Below are 15,390 nucleotides of genomic sequence, written 5' to 3'. Positions count from 1 at the left end.
GGGCTGCTGCAACGACGTTCCGATTTAATTCCGCTCGGGGAAACCTGAGCTCCCGTTTCGACCCATCGAGGAGTGTGTGATGCAGCGAATTGGTTTCGTGATCCTGCCGGATTTCCAGATGCTGTATTTCGCTGCCCTGTCAGTGTTCGAGTTCGCCAACATCAGCGCGGGAAAGCAGCTGTACGGCATTGAGCTGCTATCGGAATCGGGGGACATGGTGCGTAGTTCGCTCGGTACGATGATCGCGACAATGCCCTTTGGAGACCCCAGCTTCGACACAATGCTGGTCGGCGGCGGAACTGCGAGCGTGACTGCATCGCCTGCCGTTGTGGATTTCGTGCAGCGTGGATATCGTGCATCGCGCAGGATTGCGTCCATCTGCACCGGTGCGTTCGTTTTGGCGCAAGCCGGCATCCTTGATGGCAAGCGTGTGACCACGCATTGGATCGCCGCGAACGAGCTCAAAGAGCGCTTTCCTCTCGTCAAGATGCAGCCTGATCGCATCTTCATCATCGATGGATCAATCTGGACGTCGGCCGGCATGACGGCGTGTATCGACTTGGCGCTTGCCATGGTCGAACAGGATTACGGCGCGGACCTCGCACACTCGATTGCGCAAAAGCTGGTGGTCAATCATCGTCGCGGTGGTGGTCAATCGCAGCACTCCGAGTTGCTCAAGATGGACGCCAAGTCTGACCGGATCCAGACCGCGCTCGACTATGCGCGTCGAAACCTGAAGTCCCAGCTCTCGGTCCAGGAACTTGCCGATGCGGCATGTTTGAGCCTGCGCCAGTTCAGCCGGGCGTTTCGCGCGGAGACGGGTCAGTCTCCCGCGCAGGCAGTGGCAAATCTAAGGCTGGAGGCCGCGCGCCTCTTGATAGAGCAAAGCCGTCATCCGGTCGACGTGGTCGCGACAGAGACGGGCTTTGCAGACTCCGAGCGGATGCGCCGCGCATTCGTGCGGGCGTTTGGTCATCCTCCGCAGGTCATACGAAACAATGCGAGGGCGGAATTTTCAACCGCCTGAAACGCATCAAATTCAGCCTGCGGCTTGCACGATCAGTTTTGCGACCGCATCCGGTTGGGAAAGCATGGCCACATGACTGGCCGCGACGGTGACCGTCGTGGCTTCCATCCGGGATGCCATCGTCTTCTGAAGTTCGGGATGGATGGTGCGATCCTCGCTGGCGAGCAAATACCAGCTGGGCTTTTCCTTCCACGCAGGCGCGGTGACTTCACCGCCGAGTGCGGCGCCCGCCAGCGGATTCTGCGTTGCAAAGATCAGCGCGCGCTCGGCGGCTGTCAGGTCCTGAGCAAATACTTCATCAACACCTTCACGCGTGAGTTTGAAGAAATGATGCTCGTCGGGGCGGACGACTTCAAGCAAACGGGTGGGCGGCCCACCGGCGCCAAGGGATGCGGCCGACTCGCCAACATCGGGCCCGAATGCCGCGACGTAAACAAGTCCAGCGACTTTCGGATCGGAACCGGCTTCGGTAATGACAGTGCCGCCGTAAGAGTGACCTACCAGCAATACCGAACCGTCCACTAACGCTATTGCCCGCTTCACGGTCGCCACATCGTCTGCCAGCGACGTCAGTGAAAGCGAAACGGCAGATCCTGTGAGACCGGCGGCATCGATAAGCGGCAGGACTTTATCCCACGCCGACGAATTGGCCCAGGCGCCGTGAACAAAAAGAATATTCGATACCTTCGCCATGATTAATTGCCCTTGTCATGCGACTGCTGTCGCGGTGTATGTTGAAAAGACTAGGGTTCATTCTCGGTTTGGCGGACAGTATCGTGAGGTCGAAGATCCCACTTTTTCGGCCATTGTTAAGTCGCGAATAACTCTGCTGTGCGGCAAATCATGTTTGCGGCACTGCCCACGTCACTTTTCGAGCACTTCCTTGAGCGTCGCGCGGCTGGTGTTGAACGTCATCATCACGATCACGCTAAGCGCGGCGAGCAAGGCGCCAAAGCGCATTGTCGCTGCCATGCCCTGGTGGTCCACCACTGCACCACCGCCGAGCGAACCGAGCGCAATTGCGATCTGCACGGTACTGACGAACATCGACGAACCGGCTTCAGGGCGGTCAGGCGAACTCAGTTGCATCCAGACGCTCAAGCAAAGCGGGATCGCGCCATATGCAAGTCCCCACAACGCCACGATCGCAATCACGCCTGCACGGGAAGCTTGCAGCATCGGCAATGCGAACAAGGAGACCACCACGAGCGCGCCGAGCACGAGCAACGAGCGTTTCAGATGGCGCGTCACGATGGCCGAAACAGCAAAGTTCGCAACGAAACCTACTACCCCGAAGCCGAGCAGAACCGCTGTGATCCATGAAGAGCCAAACAATGCATTGCGTTCAAGGAACGGCGCAATATACGTATAGGCCGCGAAATGGGCGCCGAACAGAAGGCCGACCATCATTAAACTGCGGCGCACGTTCGAGCGCGACAGCATGGCCCGGAAGTCGTCCGTGCGCATTGCGGCCTTCGGTGCGAGCGAGGGCAAGAACACGGCCTGCGCAGCCAACGCGACAGCGGCAAGAATGGCGGTTGCAAAAAACGACATGCGCCACGATGTCAGGTTCGCGATCAACGTGCCGAGCGGCACGCCGATCACGGTCGCCAGCGTAATGCCCATGAAAATCGTTGCGCTTGCACGGGCGGCCTGCTCTTCGCGGACCAGTTGCCCGGATGCGCCGAGCGCAACAGTCCAGAAACCGCCGAGGCTGGCGCCGAGCAATGCGCGACCGATGAGCATCACTGCAAAGCTCGGTGCAATGGCGGAAATCAGGTTCGATGCAAGCAACAGGGCGGCCAGCGTCAGCAGGATCAGGCGCCGGTTGATGCGGCCTGCCGCGAGCAGCAAGACAGGCGCCGAGATCGCGGCGATGATCCCTGGCGTAGTCACCATGAGCCCGGCGGTGCCGGGCGTGACTCCCAGGTCCTGCGCGATCTGCGGCAGCAGTCCGACGGGCATGTATTCCGTCGCGACGAATGCGAACGAACCTACTGCGACCGACAAGACCGCGAGCCACGACGGGCCGCGCGATACGGGTTCGATGACGGGCATTGACGCGGTAGACAACGCGCTGTCGCTTGCTATCGATGGGCCCCCGCGAGGGCTGATAAGTTGCTGGGCATCCATTTGATGTTCTCCGGTTCGGCTAAAGCGACGTGTCGGCGTCTGGTTGCACAGTAGGTGCACGACTGCCGATCACTACTGCTTGCTGAAGCGAAGGATAGGAGTTTCGATGGGGAATGTGTCTCCCCATGAGCGCGACGCGCGGGCATCGGGATATGATCGAAGCGCTTTGCTCCACTACGACGCTTGGCAGTTGAACCCAAAGACGTATGAGCAAAGGCTGCCCGATGGATGCCACCGGTTCGCGAGTGCTTATCCGGAACTTGTTTGAGAGGACATTGACTTGGCTCCTGGAAATTTCAACGATATCGCGACGTTCGTCTCCGTGGTCAGGGCCGGCAGCTTTACATCGGCTGCACAGCAACTCGGTATCACGCGCTCTGCGGTGGGCAAGATCATTGCGCGTCTGGAGGCTCGCCTGCAGGTTCGCCTGCTCCACCGGACTCCGCAAAGCCTGGGGCTCACGGATGACGGAGAGGTGTACTTCGCGCGTTGCACACAGATTCTGGAGGATCTCGAAGAGACCGAAACGGCGATGGCGGCACGCAGTGCAACGCCGACAGGAACGCTGCGCATCAGCGTGCCGATCGGGCTTGGGCATCGGCACGTGCTACCCGTCATTGAGTCGTTTCTTGATAGCTGGCCTGCGGTGACGGCCGAGGTCAGCTTCACGGACAAATTTGTCGACCTGGTTGATGAGGGGTTCGATATCGCGGTCCGGGTTGGTGAGCCCAAGCCGGATTCCCGATTGATTGCGCGCGTGGTGGCAACACAGAAGCTGGTGACCTGCGCTTCGCCGAGTTACTTGGCAAAGCGCGGTGTGCCGGCCACGCCGTCCGACCTTGCAGATCATGAATGCCTTCACTTCGTGAGCGGTGGACGTCTTCAGCCGTGGTCGTTTGCCGGTGTTGGGCAGGAGACCGTGAACTCGACTGACCGGTTGAGAATGGACAGCGCTGAAGCGATCGTCGCCGCAGCGGTTAACGGCGCCGGCATTGTCAGCATGCCTTTGTACTTGCTCGCAACTGACATCGCGCAAGGGCGATTGCAGACTATCCTGCAGGGGTTTGAGGTCGAAGCGCTGCCCATCAGGGCGATCTATCCGACGCGGCGACATCTCGCGCCTAAGGTTCGCCGCTTTATCGATTGTTTGTTTGATGCGTGGCAGCCGGTGCCGCCTTGGGAGCGTGAAGTCGAATAGGACGTTGGTTTTCGTTCGCACTCGGGGTTTGGTGAGGTAGGTTCTGCGTTAGCGGTCTGGTTCATTACCGGGTTGCTGCTTTCCAAGTCTTCGCGCGTTTAGTGTTGGATGTTTTCTTTATCACTATTAGCCACTGCGCGTGGCGGCGCGTCATTTCTTTGTCCAAAGCGACAAAGAAACGAAGCAAAGAAAACGCTTTCACCTCTCTGAAAATTAAGTGTCCACAGCGTGCAGTTCCAATTCATTGGTACCCGAAGAGCACGGTGCTCGCCAGAGCCACGGATGTTTGAACCCCTCCTTCTCGCGAATCCTGACAGTAAAACGCTTCGCCCCGTACGCTCTCGGGCAAGCACCAGTGCCCCACGTTCCCGCACGGCCTCACGCGTATTTGCCGCTGCCATTGTTCGCGTGTTAGCTGCACGGTTTGCGCTGTCATTTTCGGGGGTTAGGCCCTAAGCATTCGGCTCCCTCATTTCTTGGTGGGTTAGCGAAGTGGTTCGTCATGCGTACTAATTTGGTGGATGGTTCACGCGGATAGCGCGGGGTGTTCCTTAGGCAGGTTCAGTCACTGGTGGCGAAGCGTGGGGTATCCGTGTTCGGAGAAAGAGGGGTTCACACATTCGTGGCTCTGGCGAGCACCGTGCTTTTCGGGTACCAATGAATAGAAACTGCACGCTGTGGACACTTAATTTTTAGAGAGGTGAAAGCGTTTTCTTTGCTTCGTTTCTTTGTCGCTTTGGACAAAGAAATGACGCGCCGCCACGCGCAGTGGCTAAAAGTGATAAAGAAATAAGCTAACGTATAACCCGCGAATGCCTGGAAAGCAGCAACCCGGCATTGACCCTGACCGCTAACGCAAGAACCGGCCCCCCCAAGTGCGAACGAACCACACGTCCAATATCTCATCCTCGGCGGAGGCTCAGCCATCAACGCACTAATGGCCAATCGCGGCGCCCCGCCGACTACAACGAATGGGAAACACTAGACGCGCAAGGCTGGAACTGGACGTCATGCCTGCCCTACTTTCGCAAGCTCGAAACAGACGCGGACTTCAGCGGCGAACTGCACGGCAAGACCGGACCGCTGCGCATCAAACGCACAGAGTGGCCGCGCATCTCGCCGTTCGTGCGCGCCGTCCTAGCGACCCTGAAACAGCGCGGCCATCCCCGCCTCGATGATCAAAACGGCCCGTGGCAAAACGGAACCTTCATTGGCGCAATTGCAGTCAGCGCCGCAGGCGAACGGATTCCAACCTCCATCTGCTATCTCTCAGATGCCGTGCGCCAGCGCCCCAACCTGACGATCAGGACCGGCGAGAGCGTGGACCGCGTGCTGTTCGACGGCAAGAAGGCAATCGGCGCATTGCTCAGTTCCGGCGAAGTCGTGCACGCTGCCCAAGTGATCGTGTGCGCAGGCGCGATCCATAGCCCCGCAATCCTGCTGCGCAGCGGCATCGGTCCCTCAGATCACCTCGCAGCGCCGCACATCCCACTGCTTGCGGACCGGCCCGGGGTCGGCGGCAACCTGATGGAACATCCGTCCATCGCCGTGTCGGCCTTCTTGCCCAAGTCTGCCCACACGCCCTTCCCCGATGAACACCACGAGCAAGCCATCGTGCGTTTTTCATCCGGATTGCCAAGCACCGTCCAAGGCGACATGCACGGCGCGATCCTGTCGCGTTCAGGCTGGCATTCAATTGGGTATCGGCTGGGAACGATCTTCTTCTGGGTCAACAAATCATACTCACGCGGCCGGGTCACGCTGCCCCCCGCGAACCCCCATGATGAACCGGCCGTCGAGTTCAACATGCTCTCCGACCCACGCGACCTCGACCGCCTGAAGCTTGCCGTTCGCTTCGGTGCAGAGACGCTGGCGGATCCTTCGATGGCAGGTCATCGAAGCGCTATCTTCCCATCGAGTTACTCACCACGAGTCGCGAAAGTAGCCGTGCCCGGAACCGCCAACGCGATTCAACGCGGCATCTTGAGCGCGTTGCCGGATTGGGCAGGACCGTGGCGCCAAGGCTTGATTCATCGGCTCGTGACGCAAGGCGTTTCCATCGCCGGCTTGCTCACCGACGACCACGCGCTCACGCGGTTTGTCACGCGTTCGGTCGGTGGCACATGGCACCCTTCCGGTACATGCCGAATGGGCGCCGCCGATGACCCCGGCGCAGTTACGGACGCGTCGGGTGCCGTCTATGGCGCGCAGAACCTGCGCGTCTGCGACGCCTCCTTGATGCCTTCCATTCCGTGTGCGAACACGAACGTACCAACCATCATGCTCGCCGAGCGGATCGCAGACCTGATCCGCTCAGAAGCGCATCAGGCGCCATAACCCACGATACCCTTGACCTCGTTCGGATATGCGCACCGTCGACGGGGCCTATCCCGCGCTTGGCATTCGCGACGCGCTTAAAGGCGCCGGCCTGGTGTTAGGGTAAATGGCTAGATAAATGCTTAGGGATTACCCCGTGAGAGGACCACGAGCCTAGGGCCCGCTACGCTAGCGCTTCCTTATTCATACAAATAATTGAGCCATCGCGCTATTTTCGGCCTAAATTACTATTTGACGCCATTGCGGTTCGCGCCCTGTTAATTGACGCTCGATTCGACGCCCTGGTACGACGCCGGACGAATTGCGTTCTCATAACAATCGCGCCGGGTCAATACCGGTAAAGGGCGAATGTGAATTCTCGTGAAATAATTTTCCATGGCGCCAAAAAATAATCGAACCGGCCACTTGCGCAGATAACATGTGCCACCTAAGCCTTTAAGAACTTATTGCCGTAAAAAAATCTTGCCGGCGAGAATAAAGAACCTTGTCACATGGTTCTTAGTGAGTGCTCGCAGGAGACGGAACGCGAATTGCGAACGGGGGTTCGAAAGTGGACCAAGGACAACCAGCCAAACTTCAATTCCTTTCAAGTTTCCGTGTGTTGAGTCGATATAACTAAAACGTATGCAGTTTTCGTGAGGCCGGCAGCTGCAATTTTTGCCACGTGCCCAAAATGTGCTGACCCCGCAGCGTCTTGAAACGGGGTCGCTATAACTAACCGGTATGACTTTCATGGCTTCTGCATCGCTTCCCAGGCATTTGTTTTACGTTGGCGATCCCTTGACGCTCGAACTTCGTTCGCTCCTGGATGCGCGTGGCTGGACAGTCAAATCCCTGGAACTGGACCGTGAGCCGGGGAATTTTTCATCGAAGCCCAGTGGCGGCTTACTCGATTTCTCGGCGCGAAACGTCCTGGCTAATCTGCGGCTGGCCGAGACCTGGCTATCGGTAAAAACAGTAGGCTGGTTGGCGCTCTTGTCGCCGGCGCAACTTGAAGATTCAACGATTCGTCGCCTCGTCCGCGATTTTTGCTTCGACTATGTAACGCTCCCCGCATCGGGCGAGCGCATTTTGAACGCGCTGGGCCATGCCTACGGAATCGCGGCGTTGCATGACGGAGGCGCACGCGACCCCGCCAGCGCGAAGAGCGATGCCAACGCCGAAGGCGACATGATCGGCTCGTGCGACGCCATGCTTGCGCTATTCCGCGCGATCCGAAAGGTCGCCATGACGGACGCGCCCGTGTTTATTTCCGGTGAATCGGGAACGGGCAAGGAACTGACGGCGTTGGCCATTCACGCGCGCTCAGTGCGGCGCAATGAGCCGTTTGTCCCCATCAACTGCGGGGCTATTCCCGCACATCTCTTGCAGTCCGAATTGTTCGGCTATGAACGCGGCGCATTCACCGGGGCGAATCAACGCAAGATCGGGCGCGTTGAAGCGGCGAACGGCGGTACGCTGTTCCTCGATGAAATTGGCGACTTGCCGCTCGAGAGCCAGGCGAGCCTGTTGCGTTTCCTTCAGGAGCGCAAGATCGAGCGCCTGGGCGGCCATGAGTCCACGGCCGTCGATGTGCGGATTGTCTCGGCTACGCATGTCGACATGCAAACGGCCATGATTGAAGGCCGCTTCCGCTCCGACCTTTATCACCGCTTGTGCGTGCTGCAGATCGAGGAGCCGCCATTAAGGGCGCGTGGCAAGGACATCGAATTGCTTGCGCGGCACATGCTGGATCGATTCGAGAAAGACGCTAGCCGGCGGATTCGCGGGTTCGCCCCTGACGCTATTGCCGCGATTCATAACTATGCGTGGCCCGGCAACGTGCGCGAGCTGATCAACCGCGTGCGGCGTGCGATCGTAATGGCCGAAGGCCGCTTGATCGGCGCGCAGGATCTCGAACTCGGCGGGTTTGCGGAATGCGTGCCCATGTCGCTCGCGCAGGCGCGCGAAGTGGGCGAACGGCAGGCCATCGAAATGGCGCTGCTAAGAAATCGCGGGCGCGTAGGCGACGCGGCGCGCGAACTTGGTGTGTCGCGTGTGACCTTGTACCGGATCTTGTCGGCCTACAACATGCGCGAAGTAGAGACACCGTCGACTCTGGGCCTGGAGTAGGTTCTGCCTGGTGTGACGGGTGGATGCGTCAGTGTTGCGACCGATCCAGGCCGTGCGGCGCATCAGCCTGATCGCCGCACGGAATAGGCCATAGTCACCTGGCTCGCGCACTGCCTCTATTTTTCGTTCTCCTTGTTCTTTTCTTGCAGAATTTCGCTCTGCAGGAAATCGAAGTCCACTCCCTCATCCGCTTGCGTCACTGTCTGCAAAAACAACTTCCGGTATCCACGTCCTGCGGTCGGACGAACCACGGGGTTGTCGAGCGCACGCTGTTGCAATTCAGCTTCCGGCACGAGCAGTGCAATCTCCCGGTTGATCACGCTCAAACGAATTCGATCCCCGTTGCGCACGTGAGCCAGCGGACCGCCGATCGCCGCTTCCGGGGTGACGTGCAGAACAATCGTGCCGAACGCAGTGCCGCTCATTCGGCCATCGGAGATCCGCACCATGTCCTTGACCCCCGTCCGCGCAAGCTTGCGCGGGATCGGGATATAACCCGCTTCGGGCATCCCCGGCGCACCGACGGGGCCAATGTTCTTCAGCACAAGGACGTCTTGCGCGGTGACGTCGAGCGCTTCGTCGTCAATCCGGCTGGTCATGTCCTCGAGATCCTCGAACACGACCGCCCGACCGACATGCTCCATCAGTTTTGGATCGGCAGCCGATTGCTTGATGATCGCGCCGCCTGGCGCCAGGTTCCCACGCAATACCGCCAAGCCGCCCTGAGGATATATCGGATCACTAAATGATCGTACGACGTCCTGCCGATACCCAGGCCCACTCAGCTCGATCTCTTCCCCAAGCGTGCGTCCCGTGACGGTCAGCGCATCAAGATGGAGCAACGGCTTGAGTTCACGCAGCAGCGTAGCCATGCCGCCCGCAGCGTGGAAATCTTCCATGTAGTGCTGGCCGGTAGGTTTCAGGTCCAGCAGCACAGGCGTTTCCTTGCCCATGCGATCGAGCATGTCCAGATCAATCCGATGCCCCAACCGTCCCGCAATAGCAGTCAGGTGGACGATTGCATTAGTCGAGCCGCCAATTGCCAGCAACACGCGCATCGCGTTTTCAAAGGCTTTTGCGTTAAGAATCTTGTCGATGGTGAGACCGTCGAGCGCCATCTGGACCGCCTGCGCCCCCGTTTCTTCGGCCACGCGAATCCGGTCAGCCGTGACCGCCGGCGGCGACGCTCCGCCGGGAACCGTCATGCCCAACGCTTCCGCGACACACGCCATGGTGCTGGCGGTGCCCATCACCGAACAGGTTCCTACGCTTGCGACCAGCTGGTTGTTGACGTCGGCGACTTCTTCCTCGTCGATCTCGGTGGCGCGAAACCTGGCCCAATAGCGGCGGCAATCGGTGCATGCGCCTACCCGTTCGCCACGATGCGAGCCTGTCAGCATTGACCCCGTGATGAGCTGAATCGCCGGTATGCCCGCTGACGCCGCACCCATCAATTGCGCGGGTACGGTCTTGTCGCAACCACCGATGAGAACGACTGCGTCCATGGGCTGCGCGCGAATCATTTCCTCGGTATCCATCGACATCAGATTGCGCAGATACATGGATGTAGGCGACGCAAAGCTTTCGTGGATAGAGATGGTTGGGAAGTCCATCGGCAAGCCACCGCTGAGCATCACACCGCGCTTCACCGCTTCAATCAGTTGCGGCATATTGCCGTGGCAGGGGTTATACGCACTCCCCGTATTGACGATACCGATGACCGGCCGGTTCAAGGCCTTGTCGGTATAACCAGCGCCCTTGATGAAGGCCTTGCGCAAGAACAGCGAAAAGTCCTGATCGCCGTAAGACGTGAGTCCTCGCTTCATGCCGGTCGCGCGGACGGGGGATTGCTTGTCATCGGGCTTGTCGGATTGGTCGGCCATTAGGGATTTCCCTATTCAGTAGATGATGGATCGCGCCTTGGAGGCCAATTGAATGTCAGTTTGCAAAGGCTGCGAAAGTAGCCATGGAGCCTGTTGTGACAGTCTATTGCGTTGCGACGCCCCCTGCATGATGAGGCATGCTGCCAGCGCCGGCTCCGGATGCCTTGGCGAATGAGCGATCGCATACCCCGTTTTCAACCAGCGTCTTAGTGCGGCGCGAAACGGCCTACGAGCATTGCACGCTTCCAGCCAAAGCCGGCCACTTTCCGATATTCAAAACCCGCTTGCAACAGCGCGCGTTTCACATCGCCGGCACTGGTGTAGGTGGAAAACGTTGCGTCGTCAGCGGCCAACGCGGCAAGTGAACTGAAGATCGCGGGCGTCCAGAGTTCAGGATTTTTCGCAGGCGCGAAACCATCGAGATAAAACGCATCGGCGCGCAACCGCAGCGTGGGCAGGATATCCACTGCATCGCCGAATATCAGCGTCAGCGCGACGTTGCCATTATCGAAATCGAGTTGATGCGTGCCGGGTCGCAGCGCCGGCCACGCGGTGGCAAGCACGTCGGCCAGTGCGAGGACCGATGGATCGTCCACGGTCACTGCGTAAGCACGATGCAGGTCGTCCGTCGAAAACGGGTGCTTTTCGATCGACACAAAATGCAGCCGTTCGCTGCGCGCGGGATCGGCACGCCACGCGGCCCATGTCGTCAGGAAATTGATGCCCATGCCGAAACCGGTTTCGAGTACGGTGAAGGTTTGACGCCCCTGCCATCGCCCAGGCAAGCCGTTGCCCTGCAAAAATACATGGTGCGACTGGGCAAGACTGCCCACTATGCTGTGGTAAATGTCGCCATATTCGGGCGAATACGGCGAGCCGTTGGGACGAAAAGCAAGCGTGGCGGGAATAAGTGGATCAGTCATGCAGTTCGATGTCAGGGAGAACAGCGGGAATCATATTTGACGGGGCACGTCCGCGTCATTGCAAAAGCGGTCCGGTAAAGGTTCAGCACGTTAGCAAAAACGGCCGGCGTCAGGCGAGAAATGCGCTGAGGAAAGCCTCACGCGTCTCTATGTTTAATCGCGATTTATGCGGCAAGCGGCAAAGTATCCCCGTTCTGCCATGAAGACGAGCTAAGATAAATCGAGCGGTTCCGGTTTGACCGGGCCGCGTTCGCGCGTAATTGTCTTTGACAGGAGAACAAGATGGCAGCCAAGAAGATCTTATTTTTGACCGGCGATTTTGCAGAAGATTATGAAACGATGGTGCCTTTCCAGGCGCTGCAAATGGTCGGCCACACGGTGCACGCCGTGTGCCCCGGAAAGAAAAGCGGAGACAAGATCAAGACTGCGATTCACGACTTCGAGGGCGACCAGACCTACACTGAAAAGCCGGGTCATCTGTTCGCGCTGAATGCGAATTTCGATGACGTCGATGTGACGCAGTACGACGCGCTGATGATCGCCGGCGGCCGTGCACCGGAATACTTGCGGTTGAATAAACGGGTGATCGAAATCGTACGTCAGTTCGCGTCCGCCGAAAAACCGATCGCCGCGGTCTGTCACGGCGCGCAATTGCTGGCTGCCGCCGACGTGATTCGCGGCAAGCGGATCTCTGCCTACCCCGCCTGCGCGCCGGAAGTCCGGTTGGCCGGCGGCGACTATGCCGACATTGAAGTGGACAGCGCGGTCACCGACGGCAATTTCATCACGGCCCCGGCCTGGCCCGCTCATCCGCAATGGCTGGGTCAGTTTCTTGTAAAGCTCGGAACCGAGATCTCGCTCTGAGCGATGTGGTGGTTCGGCGCTCGCTTCCCGGTTCCTTTGTGGACTCAGTTAGTGGGCGTCGAGAGCGTTTTGAGAAGGCGGATGCCACTTGCGTCTACCCTCTGTTTTCCGGTGTTTGATCACTGCTTCAGCGAAGTTGCCCGCGCCAACGGATGCCGCAATTGACTGAAGATTTCCCCGTCTGCCCGGGCTTGTAGAACGCCGGGCGCGACGGGCTGCTAGAATTGACGTTTTACTTGCCTGGTCATGTGCTATGGGCTTTGAACAGCTCGCTGTATTGAAACAACAATTCGAGAAAGAGAAACAGGCGAAACGCGCGCAGTCGAAGCCCGCAGTTAAGCCTGCCTCGAAGGATGCGTCTAAGCCCGCTTCTAATCCTGCGTCTAATCCCGCTGCCAAGCCCGCGTCCGCACCGGTCTCGTCTAAGCCCGCCGCCAAGCCGTCGCGCCCGCCGCGTCCGTCGCGCCAGCCTCGGCCCGCGGCGCGCCCCGATGCACCCGTCGCGGTCAGGTCGAAACCTGTGGACCCGGTGGTCCTGACCATCGGAAAACTGCAAAAACGGTTTCCTAAAGCGTTCCCGAAAAACCCGTCGCCCAAGGTGCCGCTGAAGATCGGAATTTTCGAAGATCTTCTCGCGCACTCAACGGAGATGGCGCTGAGCGAGACCGAGTTGCGCGCAGCCATCAAGATCTGGTGCCGCGGCAGCCGTTACTGGACAGCAATGGTCGAAGGCGCAATTCGTGTCGACCTGTCGGGTGAGGAAGCCGGACGGGTATCGCCTGAAGACGGCGTTCGCGCGACGAAGCTCGAAGAAGGTCGCGTGGCCAGAGTCGCATCGAAGGCAGCGGCTCCTGAAAAGGCAGCTGGTGCTGAGAATGCAGCGGCTTCTGAGAACGCAGCGACGGCAGCGAGCGCAGCGGCTTCTGACAGCGAAACAGCTCCTGAAAAGGCAGCAGTTTCTGAGAATGTGACGGCTCCTGAGAATGTGACGGCTCCTGAAAACACCGCCGTTCCGGATTCCGAAAAGGTCGCGGATTAAGAGCTATTGAGCGCGAGGACGTCTGCGGCTGTTCCGCAGTCCCCCTCGCGCTCCTTGCTTTCAACTCGCTGATCGACGCCACACGAACAGGTCGGCGACGTCCACACAAGAGTAGAAGCGTTGCCGCAACAGGGGCAGCAGGTTAGTTGCTCCGCATTGTCTGGATCACATCAGTCGGGATGGGCTCGAACGCACGCCACCTCGGCGCCTTCAGCACCGCGCATGGCTCCGAGCGAGCAAGGATCCCCCTTCATGACTTCACCCGCCACACCCGTGGCATCTCATCCAAAGCGGTACCCGAGCAAATCCGCGCGTTCGATTGCCCGCGTCCGACGTCGCTCGAATATTCCTGCCTGATCCGCTCCGCGTACGACCCCTTGTCCGGTATCCGGCACGTCCTCGTTAAAAACTCCTATTCCGCTGCATCCATCACACTCCGCCGTAAGCCTTGAACGCACGATCCTCTGCTTTCTAAGCAATTCACGCGCAGCCACAAAACCCTCCATCCGACGTTTCGCAAAGTCTTGAAATCCACATTTTGTTGAACAACATTACATATATTGTTCAACAAATGTGGATCGCCAAGTGCGATCCTTTCAACAGAAAGGGAACGTCCATGCACGCGTATCATCCGTCCTTCTCGCCGCACCACGCCCTTGTTGCCAGGCTCACGGGCCTGATGATTTTGTTCCTGCAAAGTGGGGCTATTGCCGCTCCCGCATCGCAGCGTGCTCGACAACGTGACGCTGGCGCCGCGCTATCACGACCGTGGATCGAAGGCCGCGCTGCGCGCGCTTGGCATGGAGATGCTTTCAAAGGTCGGTATGGCCGCTGATGCGCACAAGTATCCGCATCAGCTCTCCGGCGGGCAGCAACAGCGCGTGGCGATTGCACGGGCGCTGGCCATGAAACCATCAATTGTCCTCTTCGACGAACCCACCTCCGCGCTCGACCCTGAACTGGTGGCCGAAGTCCTCAAAGTGATCGAGCAACTTGCGCGTGAGGGGATGACCATGGTGATCGTCACGCATGAGATCAATTTCGCATTCCGCATCTCGGATCGGATAATCTTCCTTGAGAATGGCTCGATCGTGGTGGACGCCGCCCCTCGCGCCATGACCGCGTTCGGCAAGGATTCCCGTCGCGCATTTTCTTAAAGACCTCCAGCTCGCATGACCCGATCCGATTCCGTGACCCCAGCGACCAAAGCCAAGACCGTGACCGAGCACATCGAAGAAGAGTCCGTGACCGAGCGCATCGTCACGCAGATTCGCGACAAGATCATCTGCGGCGACCTGCCTCCCGGCACTCCGCTCACCGAAGCCGATCTCACGAAAGCCTACGACGTCTCGCGTAATACGCTTCGCGAGGCGCTGCGGCAGATTTGCCGCGAGGGATTGGGCGTGCACTACCGGCATCGCGGCGTGGTCGTGCGCACACTCACACGCAGCGACGTGCGCGATATTTTCCGGGTCCGCCGCGCTCTGGAGTTGCAGGCAATTCCGCTGCCGGGAAAGACCGACCCGCCCGACCTGGCTGTGCTGCACGCCATGGCCGCTGCCTGCGATGCCGCAGCGCTTGCCGCATCGCAAGAAGACTGGCGAAGCGTGGGCACCCATAGCCTGCGCTTTCATCAGCACATTGTGGAGATGATCGGCAGCGCGCTGCTCGATCAGTTCTTCCGCACGATTCTCGCGCAGTTGCGCTTGCTGTTCTCCGCCGCCCCCGATGAACGGCGTTTCCAGCTGCCGTGGATCGAGCGTGACCGCGAACTCTACGACTTGATCGTGGCGGGCGAACACAAGCGGGCGAGCAAGAAACTTTCCGACTACCTGGACCGCTCGGAAGAAGCGCTCATCGACCTTCTCTGAACC

The 15,390-nt window shown here is 59.2% G+C and carries 9 protein-coding genes and 3 pseudogenes; 8 read left to right on the top strand and 4 right to left on the bottom strand.

Features of this window, described 5'->3' with window-relative positions:
* The first annotated feature begins 79 nt into the window (after window positions 1-79).
* Window positions 80-1,027: a GlxA family transcriptional regulator gene (locus ACMX25_RS19975; protein WP_414951801.1), complete on the top strand. Its 948-nt coding sequence runs from the start codon at window positions 80-82 to the stop codon at window positions 1,025-1,027.
* Between the two features lie 12 nt (window positions 1,028-1,039).
* Here ACMX25_RS19975 and ACMX25_RS19970 read toward each other — a convergent pair whose 3' ends face one another.
* Together ACMX25_RS19970 and ACMX25_RS19965 are read right to left on the bottom strand one after the other, a co-directional pair.
* A complete protein-coding gene (locus ACMX25_RS19970; RefSeq protein ID WP_414951800.1) occupies window positions 1,040-1,720 on the bottom strand; it encodes an alpha/beta hydrolase in 681 nt (226 codons plus the stop codon).
* Window positions 1,721-1,891: 171 nt separating this feature from the next.
* Window positions 1,892-3,160 (bottom strand): MFS transporter, encoded by a 1,269-nt coding sequence (locus ACMX25_RS19965; RefSeq protein ID WP_414951799.1) that lies wholly within the window; start codon window positions 3,158-3,160, stop codon window positions 1,892-1,894.
* 280 nt (window positions 3,161-3,440) lie between these two features.
* Between ACMX25_RS19965 and ACMX25_RS19960 the strand changes: the two genes are divergently transcribed.
* The 3 genes and pseudogenes from ACMX25_RS19960 to ACMX25_RS19950 all read left to right on the top strand — a co-directional run bounded on the left by ACMX25_RS19960 (window position 3,441) and on the right by ACMX25_RS19950 (window position 8,807).
* A complete protein-coding gene (locus ACMX25_RS19960; protein WP_414951798.1) occupies window positions 3,441-4,358 on the top strand; it encodes a LysR family transcriptional regulator in 918 nt (305 codons plus the stop codon).
* 901 nt (window positions 4,359-5,259) lie between these two features.
* Window positions 5,260-6,695 (top strand): annotated as a pseudogene (locus tag ACMX25_RS19955) (GMC family oxidoreductase); the annotation flags it as partial.
* Between the two features lie 732 nt (window positions 6,696-7,427).
* Window positions 7,428-8,807 carry a sigma-54 dependent transcriptional regulator gene (locus ACMX25_RS19950; RefSeq protein ID WP_414951797.1) on the top strand — a complete coding sequence of 460 codons (1,380 nt, stop codon included), beginning with the start codon at window positions 7,428-7,430 and terminating at the stop codon, window positions 8,805-8,807.
* Window positions 8,808-8,923: 116 nt separating this feature from the next.
* On the opposite strand, the gene ACMX25_RS19945 is transcribed toward ACMX25_RS19950, so the two are convergent.
* Together ACMX25_RS19945 and mnmC2 are read right to left on the bottom strand one after the other, a co-directional pair.
* A complete protein-coding gene (locus tag ACMX25_RS19945) occupies window positions 8,924-10,690 on the bottom strand; it encodes an IlvD/Edd family dehydratase (protein WP_414951796.1) in 1,767 nt (588 codons plus the stop codon).
* A gap of 212 nt (window positions 10,691-10,902) precedes the next feature.
* Window positions 10,903-11,613, bottom strand: a pseudogene (mnmC2, locus tag ACMX25_RS19940) (tRNA (5-methylaminomethyl-2-thiouridine)(34)-methyltransferase MnmC2); the annotation flags it as partial.
* A gap of 282 nt (window positions 11,614-11,895) precedes the next feature.
* On the opposite strand from mnmC2, the gene ACMX25_RS19935 reads away from it, so the two are divergent.
* The 4 genes and pseudogenes from ACMX25_RS19935 to ACMX25_RS19920 all read left to right on the top strand — a co-directional run bounded on the left by ACMX25_RS19935 (window position 11,896) and on the right by ACMX25_RS19920 (window position 15,387).
* On the top strand, window positions 11,896-12,477 hold the full coding sequence (locus ACMX25_RS19935; RefSeq protein ID WP_414951795.1) for a DJ-1/PfpI family protein: 582 nt from the start codon (window positions 11,896-11,898) through the stop codon (window positions 12,475-12,477).
* Between the two features lie 253 nt (window positions 12,478-12,730).
* Entirely contained in the window at window positions 12,731-13,516 is a 786-nt protein-coding gene (locus ACMX25_RS19930) for a ProQ/FinO family protein (protein ID WP_414951794.1), read from the top strand.
* 716 nt (window positions 13,517-14,232) lie between these two features.
* A pseudogene (locus tag ACMX25_RS19925) lies at window positions 14,233-14,692 on the top strand (amino acid ABC transporter ATP-binding protein); the annotation flags it as partial.
* Window positions 14,689-15,387, top strand: a complete 699-nt coding sequence (locus tag ACMX25_RS19920) for a GntR family transcriptional regulator (protein WP_414951793.1) — start codon at window positions 14,689-14,691, stop codon at window positions 15,385-15,387. The pseudogene ACMX25_RS19925 and the gene ACMX25_RS19920, both read left to right, overlap by 4 nt.
* Window positions 15,388-15,390: the final 3 nt, after the last annotated feature.

It is taken from the genome of Caballeronia eucalypticola, assembly GCF_047608185.1.
GTDB lineage: Bacteria > Pseudomonadota > Gammaproteobacteria > Burkholderiales > Burkholderiaceae > Caballeronia.
Note: the sequence above shows the minus strand (reverse complement) of the source record. Positions and strands in the feature narration are given on the sequence as shown.